The following is a 16,013-nucleotide window of genomic DNA, read 5'->3' as shown; positions in this document are numbered from 1 at the left end:
GCTGAATGTTTTCAAGATGGTTAATACATGAATATTGGCATTACACATTCGTTACATCGATCACTTCAGGTTTCACCCAATCGCGCTGCGACCATATTTGAGGGCCGCCGGACAAGTTGGATGGAGCTGGTAGATAGAGTGGCTCGGATGGCCGCGGCATTGAAGAGCCTAGGTCTCAATGCCGATGACCGTGTCGCCTATTTGGGGCAAAACAGCGATCGAATTGTGGAGTTCTATTTTTCAGCGTTCTGGTCCGGTGGGGTCGCCGTTCCCCTCAATTATCGCTGGTCTGTGCAAGAAAACCTCTATGCACTGAACGATTCTTCGCCTCGCTTTCTGTTCGTCGACGATGGATACATCGATCAAGCTGATACATTGACGAAATCACCAATAGAAAAGGTCATCTATGTTGGCGATGGGGATTGTCCTGCGGGGATGATATCTTCAGAGCAATTGATATCGAGTCACGAACCCATTGTTGACGCCAGAAGATCAGGCGGGGATATTGCCGGTATATTCTACACTGGGGGTACCACGGGCTTTCCCAAAGGTGTGATGATCAGTCACGAAGCGATCTGGATTAACGCCATTAGCAATCTTTCGGAAAAGCGAACTCATCGAGAGTCAGTCATACTGCACTCGGCGCCAATGTTTCATATGGCGGCCTTTACATCGCTCATAAGCGGTACATTGGTGGCGGCAACACACATAGCGCTTAAGAATTTTTCAGCGGGTGACGTTCTACATACCATAGGTCGATACCGCGTAACACAGATGTTCTTTGTGCCCACCATGCTGCAATCGATTTTGGAGCATCCGGAGTTTGATCGCACAGACACCTCTTGCATTCAAATGTTGTCGTATGGTGCGGCCGCCATATCTGAAAAGCTATTGCGTTCTGTCATCGAACGCATACCGACGGCCAACCTTTCTCAATCGTACGGGCAGACAGAGCTGGGCCCCTTTGCAACAACGCTGTCTCCGCAAGATCATCTCCTGGACGGAAGGCATCCTGAGCGATTGCGTTCAGCCGGCCAGACAGTCGCCCATGCAGAGGTTAGGGTGGTGGATGCTAGTCGCATTGAACGCCCCGTGGGCGAGGTCGGTGAAATCATGGTTCGCGGACCTGGCGTCATGACTGGTTATTGGAAGCTGCCGGAAGTCACAGAGAAAACCTTGATTGATGGATGGGTGATGACGGGGGATGCCGGCTACTTCGATCAGTTCGGTTATCTTTATATTGTCGATCGAGTTAAAGATATGATCGTATCTGGAGGCGAGAACATCTACTCCGCCGAAGTCGAAAAAGCACTGAATAAACATCCGAATGTGAAGGAGGCCGCCGTCATCGGTATCCCGGATGATAAGTGGGGGGAGGCGGTTCACGCTATTGTGGTCGTAAAAGACGGTGAAGCAGTATCGAAAGATGACTTGATAAAACATTGTCGTGAATGGATTGCCGACTACAAATGTCCAAAAGATATTTCCTTCAGAGAAGAAAACCTGCCGCTGACCAGTATCGGTAAGGTTTCCAAAGTAGAACTGCGAGAACCCTTTTGGAGGGATGTCGATCGATCCGTAAATTAGCGGGTCCACAAATTTATTCGAAAATTCTGATCAGATAATCAATGACTGATGATGTTTGAGTATGGAAGTAATTGAGAGAGTGATACCGTAGATGTCGACGTTTAAAGATATTATTGCCTCAACGGATCGTAGTGTAGCTTATATTGGCTTAAATCGGTCCGAGAAAAAAAATGCGCTAACCCCCGAAATGTATAAGGCCATTGAGATTGCGCTGGTAGAAGCCGACAGCAACAACGATATTAAGGTCATTGTTCTGTATGGTGTAGACGGTGTGTTCTGTGCGGGAACGGATATCAGCGGGCTTAATCGAGACCCCGGCGAAACATCCCCTCTCTATCCACTGCTGCTGGCGCTTCAGGAGATCAAAAAGCCTATTATAGCAGCGGTTTCGGGACTCGCGGTGGGTATCGGGACGACGATACTGCTGCACTGCGATCTGGTCTATGCCGAAAGGGGAACCCGGTTTCGTATGCCTTTTTCGAACCTGGGGTTGTGTCCCGAAGCCGGATCCAGTTTGTTATTACCGTTGGTGGCCGGGCATCGTCTGGCCGCAGAAGTACTGCTGCTGGGCGAATTCTTCTCCGCCGACCATGCTCGTGAACTGGGTTTGGTCAATGGGGTTGTTGAGGACGGTAGAGCGATGGAACACGCCTCCCAAAAAGCGTTGTTATTGTCAAGCAAGGCGTCTACCGCGCTGATTGAGACCAAGAAGCTGCTTAAAATGGCAGATAAAGTCGCGGTGCGTCGCAGAATTGAGGAGGAGTTTGAGGTGTTCAACCAGCTGCTGCAGACACCGGATTCGATAGCGGTTCGTTCTCGGTTTTTGAACAAAAAATAAAACACAAGGAAGAGTCTGTTGCTTGTGGTTGACTGGCCATAGCATTCAAAGTCTCTCGGAGAGAATAACCCATGTACTCATTGGATTTAGCACAGTCTTATTGCCCCGCACAGCCAGGGCCAGCGCTTTTGCGATCGACGATCGGAGAAGTTCTTGAACAGGCCGCGAAGGACTCGACAGACAAAGCCGCCCTCACGGAAGTGTGCCTTGATGGTTCGATCGGTCGTCGGTGGACCTATGGTGAACTGTATGAAGCTTCATTGCGATTGGCTCGTGCTTTGGCCACCAAATACCCCAAAGAGACGCGTATTGCGGTTTACGCGCATAATATTCCAGAATGGGTCTTTCTTGAGTACGCCGCCGCACTGGCGGGATTAACGTTGGTGACGATAAACCCTTCTTTTCAGCGTTCCGAAGTGAATTATATCGTTCAACAATCGGATTCGGTTGTCTTATATTACGTTCCCGAGTTTCGAGGCAATCCCATTGGTGAGATTGCCCATCAGGTTATGGCGGAAAATTCAGGCCTTAAAGAACTGGTAAACATGTTGGAACCTGAGGTTTTTTGGGGGAGCGCCGAGAAAGAAGTGGCCTTGCCATCCGTGTATCCCGACGATCCGTTTCAGATTCAATACACATCAGGCACCACCGGTTCTCCGAAGGGCGCCAAGTTAAGCCACCATTCTTTACTCAATACCAACCGTCTTATCTTTGACCGGGCAGAAATCGGTGATAGGGATGTTTACTTTAATTTTATGCCCTTGTTTCACACGGGCGGTAGCGGCCAGGGTGTTCTCGGTCCGCTTTCTGCACGAGCCAGTATGATTCTTGGGCCGATATTTGATCCTTCGACCATCAATAACATTATTGAAAAAGAACACGTCAGTTCACTCGCCGCGGTTCCGGCTATGCTGCTGGCGTTGTTGGAAGAAGCACAGAGTACTCGTCGAAACCTGCAATCTCTCAAGAATCTTATCAGCGGCGGGGCGATGGTATCACCCACCTTGATGACTCAAGTGGAGCAGCAATGGGGATGTCGCATTCAAATCGTCTATGGACAAACCGAGTTCTCACCCGTGGCGACCATGGCCTGGAAAGACGATTGTATTCAAGATCAAACGACAACCGTGGGTCAACCGCTACCTCACGTAGAAGTGTCGGTTCGAAACCCCTCAGACAACGCCGTTCTCCCGTTGAATACGGTGGGTGAGGTGTGCATGCGAGGCTACAGCCGAATGCTGGAATACAATAATAACGCCACAGCCAATGCCGAAACGATCGACGAAGACGGTTGGCTCCACAGCGGCGACTTAGGCAGCCTGGACAGTCGAGGTTTCCTGAAGATATCAGGTCGCATTAAGGAGATGATCATCAGAGGCGGGGAGAATTTGTTTCCTGTTGAAATAGAAAACGCCTTGGTAACTCACCCGGCGATTGCTGAGGTGGCGGTCATTGGTGTTCCCGATGAAAAATGGGGTGAATTGGTCTGTTGTTTTTATCGGCTTGATGATGAAAGCAAAGAACTAAATGATGATGCGCTTCGTGATTACTCCCGCGAGATTCTTTCACCGCAAAAGACCCCCAGTTATTGGATTAGTGTCGATGAATGGCCCATGACGGCGTCGGGGAAGATCCAAAAATTCAAACTTAAAGAGGGTATCGATGCCGGCATATATCGATTACCCACCAATGGCTAAGTTCAGCGTGTGAAATATTGGATAAATGCTTTTCTGATCGCAGCGTACAGGTATCGCAGGTAGGAACTTTCTGAATGAATAACTTCGATGATGTACCCAATTGGATGACAGAGGAATATCGTCATCTTCAAGACATGGCTCGTCGTTTCTTTGGAGAGGAGTTGGTCCCCAATATCGAAACCTGGTGCAAAAAAGGGGCCGTCGATCGAAAGTTTTGGCGAAAGGCTGGCGAGCTAGGCTTGCTCGGTGCCTCTGTCCCTGTGCAGTACGGTGGATCAGGAGGCGATCACGGTCACGATATCATTATTTTTCAAGAACAAGGGCGTGTTGCCGATACCAGCTGGGGCGGCCAGGTCCACAATATTGTCACGCACTATATACTGAATTTTGGGTCTGAAAACCAGAAGAAAAAATGGCTGCCAGAGATGGTATCTGGACAGTGCATAGGCGCCATCGCCATGTCTGAACCGGGTGCGGGGTCCGACTTGCAGGGTATGCGCACGACGGCCGTTCGCGATGGCGATGATTACCTAATCCATGGTTCAAAAACCTTTATCACTAATGGTCAACTGGCCGATCTCATTGTCATTGCAGCGAAAACGGATGCGAAGAAAGGTGCAAAAGGTGTATCGCTGATCGTGTTGGATAATACCGAAACAGATGGCTTTAAACGCGGTCGAAACCTGGAAAAGATAGGGATGAAGGGGCAGGACACCTCAGAGCTCTTCTTCGACAATGTGCGAGTGCCCTGTGACAACTTGCTGGGCGAGTCGGAAGGGCAAGGTTTTTATCAGTTGATGAGGGAACTGCCCTATGAGCGCACAGTGATTGGAGCCAAGGCCTTGGGCCACTGTGAGTTCGCGATGGAAAACACTACAAGGTATGTGAAGGAAAGAAACGTCTTTGGAAAACGCCTGATGGATTTTCAAAACACCCGATTTGTACTGGCCGACTGCAAGGCTAATATGGAGGCGCTTCGCGCATTTGTGGATCAGTGCATTACGCAGATGCTCGATGGCACATTGGATGCGGTAATGGCAGCGATGCTCAAGCTGATGGCCACTGAAACACAGGGAGAAATCGTTGATAAGTGCCTTCAATTGCACGGTGGTTATGGGTATATGAGCGAATACCCTATATCGAGATTGTATACAGACGTCAGGGTAACTCGGATCGTGGGAGGGACTTCGGAGATCATGAAAGAGATCATAGGTCGGAGTCTGGATAATTAATTTGTCATCGGAGGTCCATTTTATGGAATATTTTCGTTTACTCATCGGCGGGGAGCTTGTAGAAGGTGATCGTCATTCTGACGTCATAAACCCGTCAACCGAACAGGTTATCGCATCTTGTCCAAGGGCGTCCGAGGAGCAACTTGATCAAGCGGTAGACTCAGCTCTGGCGGCCTTCAAGATGTGGTCAGAGAAAAGTATTGATGAACGTGCTCAGGCTCTAAATGCAATCGCCGACGCACTGCAGAGTAATGTCGAGGGTTTGGCACATCTTCTGACCGAGGAGCAGGGTAAACCCCTTAGTGATGCGACGCGTGAAGTTCAGATAACGGCCGCTTTCTTCCGCTTTTATGCGGCCAAACGATTGACCGTTGAGTTGTTGGAGGACAGTGAAGACAGGCGGGTTGAGCGCCACAGAGTTCCCTTGGGTGTGATTGGGGCCATCGTTCCGTGGAATTTTCCCTTGGCGACAATGGTGTTCAAGATCGCACCAGCACTCATCGCTGGCAATACCGTTGTTCTGAAGCCGGCCCCGACGACACCATTGACCACGCTTAAGTTTGCGCAATTGACTCAGGATATTTTGCCTCCAGGTGTTCTGAACGTCATCGCCGACGACAATGAATTGGGTCATTTGCTGGTGGGTCATCGAGATGTGCGAAAAGTTTCCTTCACCGGATCAATCCCCACTGGCTCTAAGGTGATGGCGACGGCTGCGGCACAGATAAAGCGCATTACCCTCGAGTTGGGCGGGAACGACGCAGCCATTGTACTGGGTGATGTCATCCCGGAAGATATTGTACCAAAATTGTTTCATGCCGCGTTTAATAACAATGGACAGATCTGCGCGGCTATCAAGCGATTATTCGTCCATGAATCGATTTATGACGACGTTTGCAAACAGCTGGAACAGCTGGCTGAGTCGGCTATCGTCGGTGATGGCTTCGATCCAAACACACAGTTTGGACCGCTGCAAAACAAACGGCAGTACGATTTGGTCAAATCCCTGATAGACGCCGCACGCCATGATGGAAATGTTATTTGTGGTGGTGCTATGGAAGATCAGCCCGGGTTCTTTATTAGACCAACGTTGGTACGTGATGTTTCTCCTGGCAGCCGAGTTGTAGACGAAGAGCAGTTCGGGCCGGTGCTCCCGATCATCAAGTTTTCAGATGTACAGGAAGCCATCAAACAAGCCAACGCATCAAGTAACGGTTTGGGCGGATCAATATGGTCATCGGATATAGCTGCAGCTTCGGCATTGGCCGTTAAAATGGAGTCCGGCACAGTCTGGGTTAATAAACACACAGAAATCCTTCCGCATATTCCTTTTGGTGGCGCCAAGATGTCAGGGTTAGGATGCGAACTGGGTGATGATGGACTATTTGAATACACACAGTCAAAAATCATCAATGTAGCGCTTTGACTCTATCTCTAAATCACAAACACAATTTTCAGACAGTCTGAAAATACAGCAAGGTCAAAAATCTTATTTAGGAGATCTGGATATGACTACACGAGAAGAACTGCTCGGTTTAAGTAACGAATTCGTTGAAGCGTTCAACGAGCAGGATATGGAAAAGGTATTGGGGCTCTTTGCAGACGACGGCGTATTCTATCATTGGGATGGCAGCGCACACCAAGGTAAGGACGCCATTCGAGAGTGTTTCAAGGTAATGCTGGACAAAAAGCTCGCGAAAACGCATTTCGAGGAAACCGACGTTTTTGCAGATGCAGAAACCGGAAAGGTAACCACTGCCTGGAACCTGACCATGAGTGTCCAAGGGGCAGAGAAAAAGGTCACTGGCCTTGATCTGTTGCACTGGAAGGATGGCAAATTGGTGTCCAAGAAAACCTACGCCAAGACCGATGCGCCCAAGTAGCGTTGTCAATGTTTGACCCAATAGCAGCAAGGTGACTTTGAAATGAACAATGGGCCGTTAGCCGGTATTAAAGTGGTCGAAATAGCTGGCTTGGGGCCCGCCCCTTGTGCAGGCATGATGCTGGCAGATATGGGCGCGGAAGTCATTCTGATTGAACGCAAAGCAGCTTCAAGCAGCAATAACGGTTCCAATAACGGCGAAAAAGGCCAAATCTTTAATCGCGGAAAAAAGTCCATTGCGCTGAATCTGAAGAAGGCGAAAAGTATTGAGTTGGCTCTTGAGCTGATCGGTGACGCGGATGTTGTGATTGAAGGATTCAGGCCCGGAGTGATGGAGCGTCTCGGACTAGGGCCAGAGATCTGCCTGGAGCGTAATCCTGCACTGATATACGGCCGTATGACAGGTTGGGGGCAAACAGGCCCCCTGGCACAGGCTGCGGGTCATGACCCGAACTACATCGCGCTCTCTGGAGCGTTGTGGTACGGCGGCGGACAAAATCAGGCACCGAGCTCTCCCGTAACACTGGTGGGGGATCTTGGTGGAGGCACCATGGTGATGTTATGGGGAATCATGTGTTCACTTCTTCATGCCCGACACACTGGCAAAGGACAGGTGGTTGATGCGGCGATCACGGACGGGTCGGCCTATTTGTCAACACTGCTTTGGTCAAGCTTTAACAATGGAAAGCTCGAGGGCAATCTTGGGTCCAATTGGCAGGACCGGGGATCCCCCTGGAATGATACCTACGAATGTGCAGACGGAAACTTTATTACCGTCTGCGCGCTTGAAGCTCAATTCTACAAGGAGCTGATAACGCTCCTGGAACTCACAGACGATCCTTCTTTTGCGGATCAGTGGGACAAGTCTCAGTGGCCGGAAGGAAAGAAGAAATTAAGAAAGCTGTTCATGCAACGATCCAGAGATGAGTGGAGTCGTCTGCTTGAGGGTACGGATGTTTGCTTCGGCGCAGTATTGAATTTTGAGGAGGCCCCCCGGCATCCGCACAATAGGGCAAGAGAGACTTTCGTTGATATAAACGGCGCAATTCAACCGGCGCCAGCACCCAATTTGAGCCTGACACCGGGATCGATCGGCGTCCCGCCAAAAAATGCAGAACACACCGAAGAAATTCTGCGACGTATTGGAGTAAATCAAAGCGACGTTCTGGCGTTACAGGAAAAAGGGGAAATATAGAAGGCTATCCGCTTATGTGACCGAGCAATCCAAACGACCGCCAATCTGGAACGATATTGTAAACTGTTGAACGTGGAGTGACTTGTTATGCCATTACATCCTTTTTTCGAAGCGATGACGAAAAGGATCTCTGAAATCATGGAGAGTCAGGATTTGCCGCCTTTTCGAGATAGAAATACCGAAGAAATCCTGGAGGCTCGGAAAAACTACGAGTTACTACAACCGCCAGCACCGCACATCGAAGTTGGCCGTGTTGAAAATATAGAGATCGATGGGCCAGAGTCCAAGATTCCAGTTCGAATATACAGACCAAAGTCCAACTCTGATGATCCCTTACCGATCTTGCTGTATTTTCACGGAGGCGGATTTCATTTTGGCAGCTCGGATACTCATGACGGGTCGAATCGACTTCTTTGTAATTTGGTAGACTGTATCGTCATCTCTCCTGATTACCGGCTAGCTCCGGAACATCTCTACCCGGCGGCTCACGATGATTGTTGGGCGACGCTAAACTGGGTATATGAGCATGCAAAGCAATTGGGAGGCGATAGAGAACGGATTGCTATAGCAGGCGACAGTGCTGGAGGTTCACTGACTATTGGAATGGCGGTAAGGGCAAGAGAAAATGGACATCCCAAGCTTTGTTTTCATGCTCCTATTGTTGCTGGTGATGGAAAGTTCACTGAAATTTCCTCCGATGGGAAGATGCTTGATCCAATGCTGACTATTGATAGCGCGTGTTCAATGGTTGGTCGATATCTCGGTGCATGGAATCCTGACAATCCGGAACTGGAATGCAGTAAAAATTGGTCGACAGATCTTGATATCGTGGACTCGGATGGCAATGTCCAAATACCTAAACGGTATGATCTATTTCCTGAAAGTCTGCAAGATCTATGCCCGGCGATATGTGTAGCCGCCGAGTTTGACGTTTGCACTGAGGGTATGAAACGTTACGCCGAAGGCCTAAAGCACGCCGGGGTTCCAACAGTTTATTACGAAGGAAAGGGAATGATGCACGCATTCACTGCGATGGCACATCTGAACGAAGATCTTAAGAAAGAGCTAGAAAAGGTCGCGGAATTTATGAAAGATGCTTTTAGCTGAATTTTAGGGAGATTCAACGTTTGAAGTCACGCCATTGAATTAAGATTTCGCGCCAACAACTTTGTTGTTCCAATACAGCGGCCAGGAAAAGTCCGAAGCAACTCCTCTTCAGGCGGCTTTTCTTATGGTTTTGGCGTGAAAACTGAAGCTGGCAAAAACCGCTTTCTCTTATACTCAATCCGGAATCAGCCCAATATAAGCCTCGGAATGCATAGTTGTTCTGACACCTTATTGGGCGGGCTAATATCCATTGACCCGGAGAGACGGTGATTCCATGCAATTTTCTTATGTAAATCCGACCGAAATTCACTTTGGCAAGGGGCAAATAGCCTCAGTCAGCAAGCATATTCCCACCCGTCGAAAGGTGTTGGTGATTTACGGTGGGGGCTCCATCAAACGCAATGGCGTTTACAATCAGGTTGCACAGGCCCTGAAAGAGCATAGCTGGCTGGAATTCAGCGGTGTGGAACCCAATCCTACCCTGGAAACCATGGACAAAGCGGTGGCCATTGCCAAGGCTGAGCAAGTTGACTTTATCCTCGCGGTTGGCGGCGGTTCGGTGATAGACGGCTCCAAATATGTCGCAGCAGCAGCCTGCTATGACGGCCCGGGTTGGGATATTCTCTCAGGCAGTCAACCGGTAGATAAGGCACTCCCCATTGGCGCAGTGCTCACCTTGGCCGCCACAGGTTCCGAATCCAATCCCATTTCCGTAATCACCCGCGCCGAAACCCATCACAAGAAATCGTTCAAGTCTCCGCTTGTGCGTCCGCAGTTTGCCGTACTGGATCCGGATGTGATGAAAAGCCTCCCCGAGCATCAACTGATTAATGGCGTTGTGGACGCCTGGGTGCATGTTTGTGAGCAGTACATCAATACGCCTACCGGGGCGATGGTGCAGGACGGTTACGCTGAAGCGTTGCTGAAAACCCTTCTTACGCTCGGTCAGCAATTTCATGAGCGTGATACCACTGAACAATCGGGTGATCAATGGCGAGCCAACCTGATGTGGAGCGCCAACCAGGCCCTCAATGGTTTGATCGGCGCCGGTGTACCCCAGGACTGGGCTACCCATATGATCGGCCATGAAGTCACCACACTCTATGGCGTAGATCACGGTCGTTCACTGGCCATTATCCAACCCTCGCTGCTGCGCCATCAAATGGCGGATAAACGCGCCAAGCTCGAACAGATGGGCAGGAATGTATTTGGCCTGGATGGAGAGGATGCGCTGGCGGAGCGTACGGTGGATAAAATTGAAGCCTTCTACCAGAGCCTGGGTGTGGCTACCAAGCTGACCGAACATACGGAGGGTAAGGAGCGGGCGATTGACGATATACTCGGCCAACTTGAAGCCCACAGCTTGGTAAGACTGGGCGAGAAGCAAACCATTACCCTTGATCAAAGCCGTGAGATTTTGGAGATGGCGGTACTCTGAAACAGAACACAATACAGAATCCCAATCCCCTGCGGGCAAGATGTCAGTTGATCGTAGCGCCGCTGTCTGCCTTGCAGAGCGGTTTCTTCAATGGTTAACGCTTGAGACCGATTCACTGTCACTATGTTAATGGAATGATAATGAATCAACGCTTGGAGTCACGCCAACGAGTCAAGAATTTACGCCAACAAGGAGTTAATAGCTCCACAGTTCTATTTTCGATTTCCTCACCTCGGACGGCGACTTATGCCACCGCTTCTTAAAGGCAGTGGCAAAGTGGTTAGAGCTGGAAAATCCGGTTTCCTCTGCAACACTGGCGACGGTAGCAGCAGTTTGGGTGATGAGGCGGTAGGCTTCCTGTAGCCTGACTTCCCTGTGGTAGTCCGTAACGGTGGTGCCGTATTGCTCCTTAAAACCGGCGATAAGCCTTGTTCTGCATAGCCCAACCTCCCTGGCCAGATCACTCAGCGAATATTGCGCTGCCAGGTTCTGGTCCAGAAAATTCTTTGCTCTAGCCAGTAGTCTGCCATCTTTACTCGGGGGATTAGTATCTTTGCGATCCAGTGACTGCAGGAACTCAAACATCATGGTGTTGGCCAGCGACAACAGCTGAATGTAACGGAAGTTGCTGTGCTCTTGGGAATTCAACATGTCACTGGCAAGATCAATACAGCGATAGGGAAGATTCAAAGGCCGCAACATACAGTCTTTGTGCGCACTGGACCAGAAATCGAGCAGCTGCTCTGGCAGCTCTTGCTTGCTCATGCCCAGGGATTGTTCTATCAGGTCGCGATTAAACAAAATTGACACCGACTGATAGTCGACTTTTTCGGTTGATTCGATGGTGACCAGGGCCTCTGGCGGTGCGTAGGTCAAAGACCCAAAAGGACTGCGGTCTTCAAGGGAGACTGGCCCTATCGAAGGAAAAATCCCCCGTCCGCTGATAGAAACCGAAAAGCTCATCAGGTTATTGCCATCAAAGCACATTTTGAAATCGGAGTGTGCGGAGAGCTTGATAATTGAGCAGCTGGCGTAGGGGGATATGCGAAATGCCTCAATATAGCTATGTTGATCATTCGGGGTGGGGCTAAGTTTGACGAGGTTACCTCCGCAGCTGAACTGACAGTGTTGGGTATCCTCTTGCAAGTGAGTGATCTTGGCACTGCTGCCATCCAGACCTGAACCGGCGACAAAAGGTTTACCCTGGAAAATCTCCAAAGCCGTTGGGATGTGTGAGCTTGTGTCTGCATTTATCATGGGGTCACGCAAAATATCAAAATCTTATTAGGAGTAATTCCGTTAGTCTTCTCGGGAATAACGTCTCGGGGTCGGCTCGCCTTTTCCAGCAACGTTAACTGAATTCGACATTGCTGGTCAATTACGACCGCTGACAAAGGGATTGTGACCTTCGCCGAACACGCTGGCTGATTCTCCTCGATACAATGAAACTTGCTGATAAATAACAGCTGCACCGACAGGCAGGGTTCTAATCGAACATGCTGACGAAAAACCCCAGAGGAGAGCAGAGGTGAAAACGAGTGCCTTGGGTACTGCGCATTCTTCTAGCGCATCGATGCATGATTGCCATCAAATCATTGAACGCAACGTATTGAATCTGATTGGGCACAACAGTGTCTGGATCAACTGTCCTGTGGAAGAAGTGTGGCCTTATATCATGAGCCCCAATTCCTGGAAACATGGACTGAAACTTTATCACCGTGCCGGTAACAAGAACGAAGCAGGTGAGATCTTTGCGGCCTTGCTATCGGCGGAGGATGACTTGCCAAAGCTCTATGTTGAAACTGTCGAGGTTGTACCCAATTCAACGCGAAGCATCAAAATATACTGTCCTGAGGACTGGTCGCTGTCGGGTCATTCATCGTGGATGTTGTATGAAAAGGATGGTGGTACACTTCTAGAGTACCACGTCTATAGTGAGCATGGAGTAGTAAAATCGGAATGGGATCAAATGAATCAACACCAAAAGATCGAAATGCAGCGACAGTTCTCTGAAGAGAACAATAGGCGTTTCAGGGACGAATTGGCAGGCCTGAAATCTGTTATCGAGCACAATTATCAGCAAAGCTGATTGCTGACGTCTGAACAATCTAATGAATACCCATTTGGGATATCTGAAAATATGAAACGAGTCAATCCTGCACAAACTGAACCCTTGGCACCAGTCAACAAACGCCATCACCATTTTGAGGTGATGGCTGATGGATTAGGGCGTTATACAATCGATATTTCACTGCCACAGGGCTATGAACTCAGTAATCAGAATTATCCGGTAGTGCTGACCACCGACGGTAATCTGCTGTTTGACAGGGTGGCGGTAGAACTCCATAGCGGCAGCGCAGCCCTTATTCCTCTTATGCCTGAAGTAATCATTGTTGGAGTAGGCTACCCTGCCGATGAGGGCTACGCATCTTTTTACGCCCGACGCAATTTTGACTTTCATGGTGAGTGGGATATGCAAGATCCTCTGGGTCAATCACTGCATAAGATCTTTAATGGAATAAAACAGGCAGAGGGTAAACCGGACATGCAAATGTCTGCCGGCGGTGCACCGAGGTTCTCAGCATTTTTGCGTGAAGAGCTGTTGCCGCATTTGGCTGCGAGTTATCCTATCGATCTCGGAGCTCGCCACACCCTTATTGGGGACTCCTCTGGTGGTCACTACGTACTGCGTGATCTGTACGACGATCAATCACTGTTTTCGCGTTATGTCTGCATCAGCCCTGGTTTCAGTTCTGCCCGGGGCGCCATTCGCATGTTGGATGAGGCCTATGCCGCCAGGCACAAGGATATGGAAGTCGATCTCTTTATTTGCTGTGGTGACCAGGAAGTGGGGAAAGACCCTCTGATGGGATTGATTAATTTTGGCAGCGGCGTCACTTGGGTAGCGGAGCAGTTTTCTGTGCGAGGCTATCCCAGCGCGAACGTGCATTGGGAAATCATGAATAACGAAGACCATGGGTCTATATTATCGCGTGCCATCAGTGCCGGGCTGCGTTCGGTATTCCGGCTCCGTCCCGGGGTTCATCCGATGGAATCTCATGAAGAAATGGCAGCAAGATTAGGTCAAGAGAAAAAAAGACCGTGAGGTCGAAAATTATTATCACTTTTGAACAAGATCAGGTTTGTATATGAGCAAGAGTTCTCTTATCGGCACTTATTCAGGCTACAGCAATATCGAGACAAATGGCTATGTACGTACCTCGGAGTACGTAAGCGTGCGCGATGGCACGCGTATCGCCGTGGACATCCTTCATCCCGCCAGGGATGGAAAGGCTTTGGGCGGAGCGCGGCCAACTGTGGTTCGAGGCACCGGATATCGGCGTTCTTTCAAAAAAGGAGAATCCAACTTCTATGATGTCGGACGCTTGAAGATCCTGGAAAGATACGAAGTCGGATCGATCATAACACCCTATGAACTTGCCCCCAACGCCAAGATTCTTGTCGATCATGGTTACAACTTCGTATCCGTTGATTTTCGTGGTACAGGGGCATCTTTCGGCAAGAATACCGGCGTCGAAATGGGCCGGGACCTGGCAGACGTGATCGACTGGATCAGCAAACAACCATGGTCGACTGATAAGGTGGGTATGTGGGGGCGATCGTGGGAGGCATTTGTACAGATTGAGACTGCGGCAGCTGCCGCTGAGTCCAACACGGTGCCTCCAGCTTGCTTGATGCCCATGGCGTTGACAACCTCCAGAAATGCTCAGTTCTACAATGGTGTCAGACTCTCTGGCTTTCTCAAGGGTTGGAGCTTGATGCGCCAGGGACAGGATCGATCCGAACCCGCCTCGCCCGTCGATGGTCCCGATGGCGAGCTGCTGCGAGACCAGGCGCGGGCCGAAGCGGCAGAATACTATCCGGATGATGAAGTCAGTGAAGATGGCGCTCCATCACTTTCTGAGTTTCTGGATGAAGACATAGAGAATTTGAAGAAGTCGTTTCCTCATCTGATCGACTCGACTTGTGGAGAATTGCAAAGCCACTGGCAAAAGATTGACCAGGTCAATGCGGCAGGTTGCCCCATTTACATTGTGGGTGGATGGTGGGATATGACGTTTGTTAACGACCAATGGAGTCTTTATCAAGCGCTGAAGGTGCCCAAGAAGATCCTGATTGGCCCCTGGACACATAGCCAGTTCGAATTTGGCTTTGAACCGCTGCGATGGTTCGACTATTGGTTGAAGGGTATTGACAATGGCATCATGGATGAATCTCCCATTCATTACAGTACCGACGCTTCCGACGGCTACAAAGAATGGCATAAGGCATCATCATGGCCGCTGGTAGACACAGAGGACATGCTGCTGTTTGCACAGCCGGACGGAACCTTGACACCGCAGTGTCCTGAGCCCAGCCGACGGGACCATAAGGTCAATCATGTTCTCAGTAACGGATTGGCAACCAGAACGCCTTATATGTTCCATGCCATGCGTCTGAACTATCCACACCTGGATGAGCGTGCGGAACAAGCCTTGAGTTTTACCAGTGAAGCGATGAAGGAAGCAGTTGACATAACGGGAGTGCCATCTGTCGAGCTTCGACTAAGTTGTGATCAAACGGATCTGGCGATTATCGTCACTCTGGAAGAGATCGATTCGGCCGGAAAAGCACACTATTTGACTGAGGGTTTACTGAATCTAAAACACCGTAAAGTGAGCAAGCCAGCATGGCCGAATATTGAAACCCACTGGCACTCCGAAAACAAGGTTGATAGCCTGCCTGTTAAGCCAGGGGAAGAGATGAAAGTGGAGCTGGACATGTTTGCCATCAGCCGTCGAATAGAAGCCGGTCACCGAATTCGGATGACGCTATCCTGCTCCGATAGGGAGAGCTACGATATGCCTGCGTATGATCCCTCTGCAAATGTATCCTTGTCACTGGGAGGGGATGACGCCTTTAGAATCAGCTTGCCGATCATCAGCTCAAGTTCTGCTCCTACTCCTTTAAACGATGCGTTTAAAGACGATCGAGCCGATTACGCCTTCGAGATGTAAGATACAGGAGACAAGCCAT

General features: G+C 49.8%; 13 protein-coding genes. 12 read left to right on the top strand and 1 reads right to left on the bottom strand.

Annotated elements, in window-relative coordinates; all coding sequences use genetic code 11:
• The first annotated feature begins 27 nt into the window (after window positions 1-27).
• The 9 genes from HBA55_RS01290 to HBA55_RS01250 all read left to right on the top strand — a co-directional run bounded on the left by HBA55_RS01290 (window position 28) and on the right by HBA55_RS01250 (window position 10,976).
• Entirely contained in the window at window positions 28-1,587 is a 1,560-nt protein-coding gene (locus HBA55_RS01290; RefSeq protein ID WP_166985834.1) for an acyl-CoA synthetase, read from the top strand.
• 91 nt (window positions 1,588-1,678) lie between these two features.
• Window positions 1,679-2,425: an enoyl-CoA hydratase-related protein gene (locus tag HBA55_RS01285; RefSeq protein ID WP_166985829.1), complete on the top strand. Its 747-nt coding sequence runs from the start codon at window positions 1,679-1,681 to the stop codon at window positions 2,423-2,425.
• Between the two features lie 128 nt (window positions 2,426-2,553).
• On the top strand, window positions 2,554-4,122 hold the full coding sequence (locus HBA55_RS01280; protein ID WP_240945849.1) for a class I adenylate-forming enzyme family protein: 1,569 nt from the start codon (window positions 2,554-2,556) through the stop codon (window positions 4,120-4,122).
• A gap of 74 nt (window positions 4,123-4,196) precedes the next feature.
• Entirely contained in the window at window positions 4,197-5,354 is a 1,158-nt protein-coding gene (locus HBA55_RS01275) for an acyl-CoA dehydrogenase family protein (protein ID WP_166985820.1), read from the top strand.
• A gap of 22 nt (window positions 5,355-5,376) precedes the next feature.
• Complete coding sequence (locus HBA55_RS01270; RefSeq protein ID WP_166985815.1) at window positions 5,377-6,780, top strand: aldehyde dehydrogenase family protein; 1,404 nt, start codon at window positions 5,377-5,379, stop codon at window positions 6,778-6,780.
• 82 nt (window positions 6,781-6,862) lie between these two features.
• Window positions 6,863-7,237, top strand: coding sequence for a nuclear transport factor 2 family protein (locus HBA55_RS01265; protein ID WP_166985809.1), 375 nt, complete (start codon window positions 6,863-6,865; stop codon window positions 7,235-7,237).
• A 42-nt stretch (window positions 7,238-7,279) separates the two neighbouring features.
• Complete coding sequence (locus HBA55_RS01260; protein ID WP_166985806.1) at window positions 7,280-8,431, top strand: CaiB/BaiF CoA transferase family protein; 1,152 nt, start codon at window positions 7,280-7,282, stop codon at window positions 8,429-8,431.
• An 87-nt stretch (window positions 8,432-8,518) separates the two neighbouring features.
• Window positions 8,519-9,538, top strand: a complete 1,020-nt coding sequence (locus HBA55_RS01255; RefSeq protein ID WP_166985801.1) for an alpha/beta hydrolase — start codon at window positions 8,519-8,521, stop codon at window positions 9,536-9,538.
• Between the two features lie 274 nt (window positions 9,539-9,812).
• Window positions 9,813-10,976 carry an iron-containing alcohol dehydrogenase gene (locus tag HBA55_RS01250; protein ID WP_166985798.1) on the top strand — a complete coding sequence of 388 codons (1,164 nt, stop codon included), beginning with the start codon at window positions 9,813-9,815 and terminating at the stop codon, window positions 10,974-10,976.
• Between the two features lie 195 nt (window positions 10,977-11,171).
• Here HBA55_RS01250 and HBA55_RS01245 read toward each other — a convergent pair whose 3' ends face one another.
• On the bottom strand, window positions 11,172-12,233 hold the full coding sequence (locus HBA55_RS01245; RefSeq protein WP_166985795.1) for a helix-turn-helix domain-containing protein: 1,062 nt from the start codon (window positions 12,231-12,233) through the stop codon (window positions 11,172-11,174).
• A gap of 271 nt (window positions 12,234-12,504) precedes the next feature.
• Here HBA55_RS01245 and HBA55_RS01240 point away from each other — a divergent pair, with 271 nt between their 5' ends.
• Genes HBA55_RS01240 through HBA55_RS01230 form a run of 3 tightly spaced genes read left to right on the top strand, consistent with a single transcriptional unit; the run spans window position 12,505 to window position 15,994 of the window.
• The gene (locus HBA55_RS01240) at window positions 12,505-13,065 is read left to right on the top strand and encodes a hypothetical protein (RefSeq protein ID WP_166985792.1); all 561 of its coding nucleotides are present in this window, start codon (window positions 12,505-12,507) and stop codon (window positions 13,063-13,065) included.
• 51 nt (window positions 13,066-13,116) lie between these two features.
• On the top strand, window positions 13,117-14,082 hold the full coding sequence (locus HBA55_RS01235; RefSeq protein WP_166985789.1) for an alpha/beta hydrolase: 966 nt from the start codon (window positions 13,117-13,119) through the stop codon (window positions 14,080-14,082).
• Window positions 14,083-14,125: 43 nt separating this feature from the next.
• A complete protein-coding gene (locus HBA55_RS01230; RefSeq protein WP_166985786.1) occupies window positions 14,126-15,994 on the top strand; it encodes a CocE/NonD family hydrolase in 1,869 nt (622 codons plus the stop codon).
• Window positions 15,995-16,013: the final 19 nt, after the last annotated feature.

Source organism: Pseudomaricurvus alkylphenolicus (genome assembly GCF_011683955.1).
In the GTDB taxonomy this organism is placed as follows: domain Bacteria; phylum Pseudomonadota; class Gammaproteobacteria; order Pseudomonadales; family Cellvibrionaceae; genus Pseudomaricurvus; species Pseudomaricurvus alkylphenolicus.
Note: the sequence above shows the minus strand (reverse complement) of the source record. Positions and strands in the feature narration are given on the sequence as shown.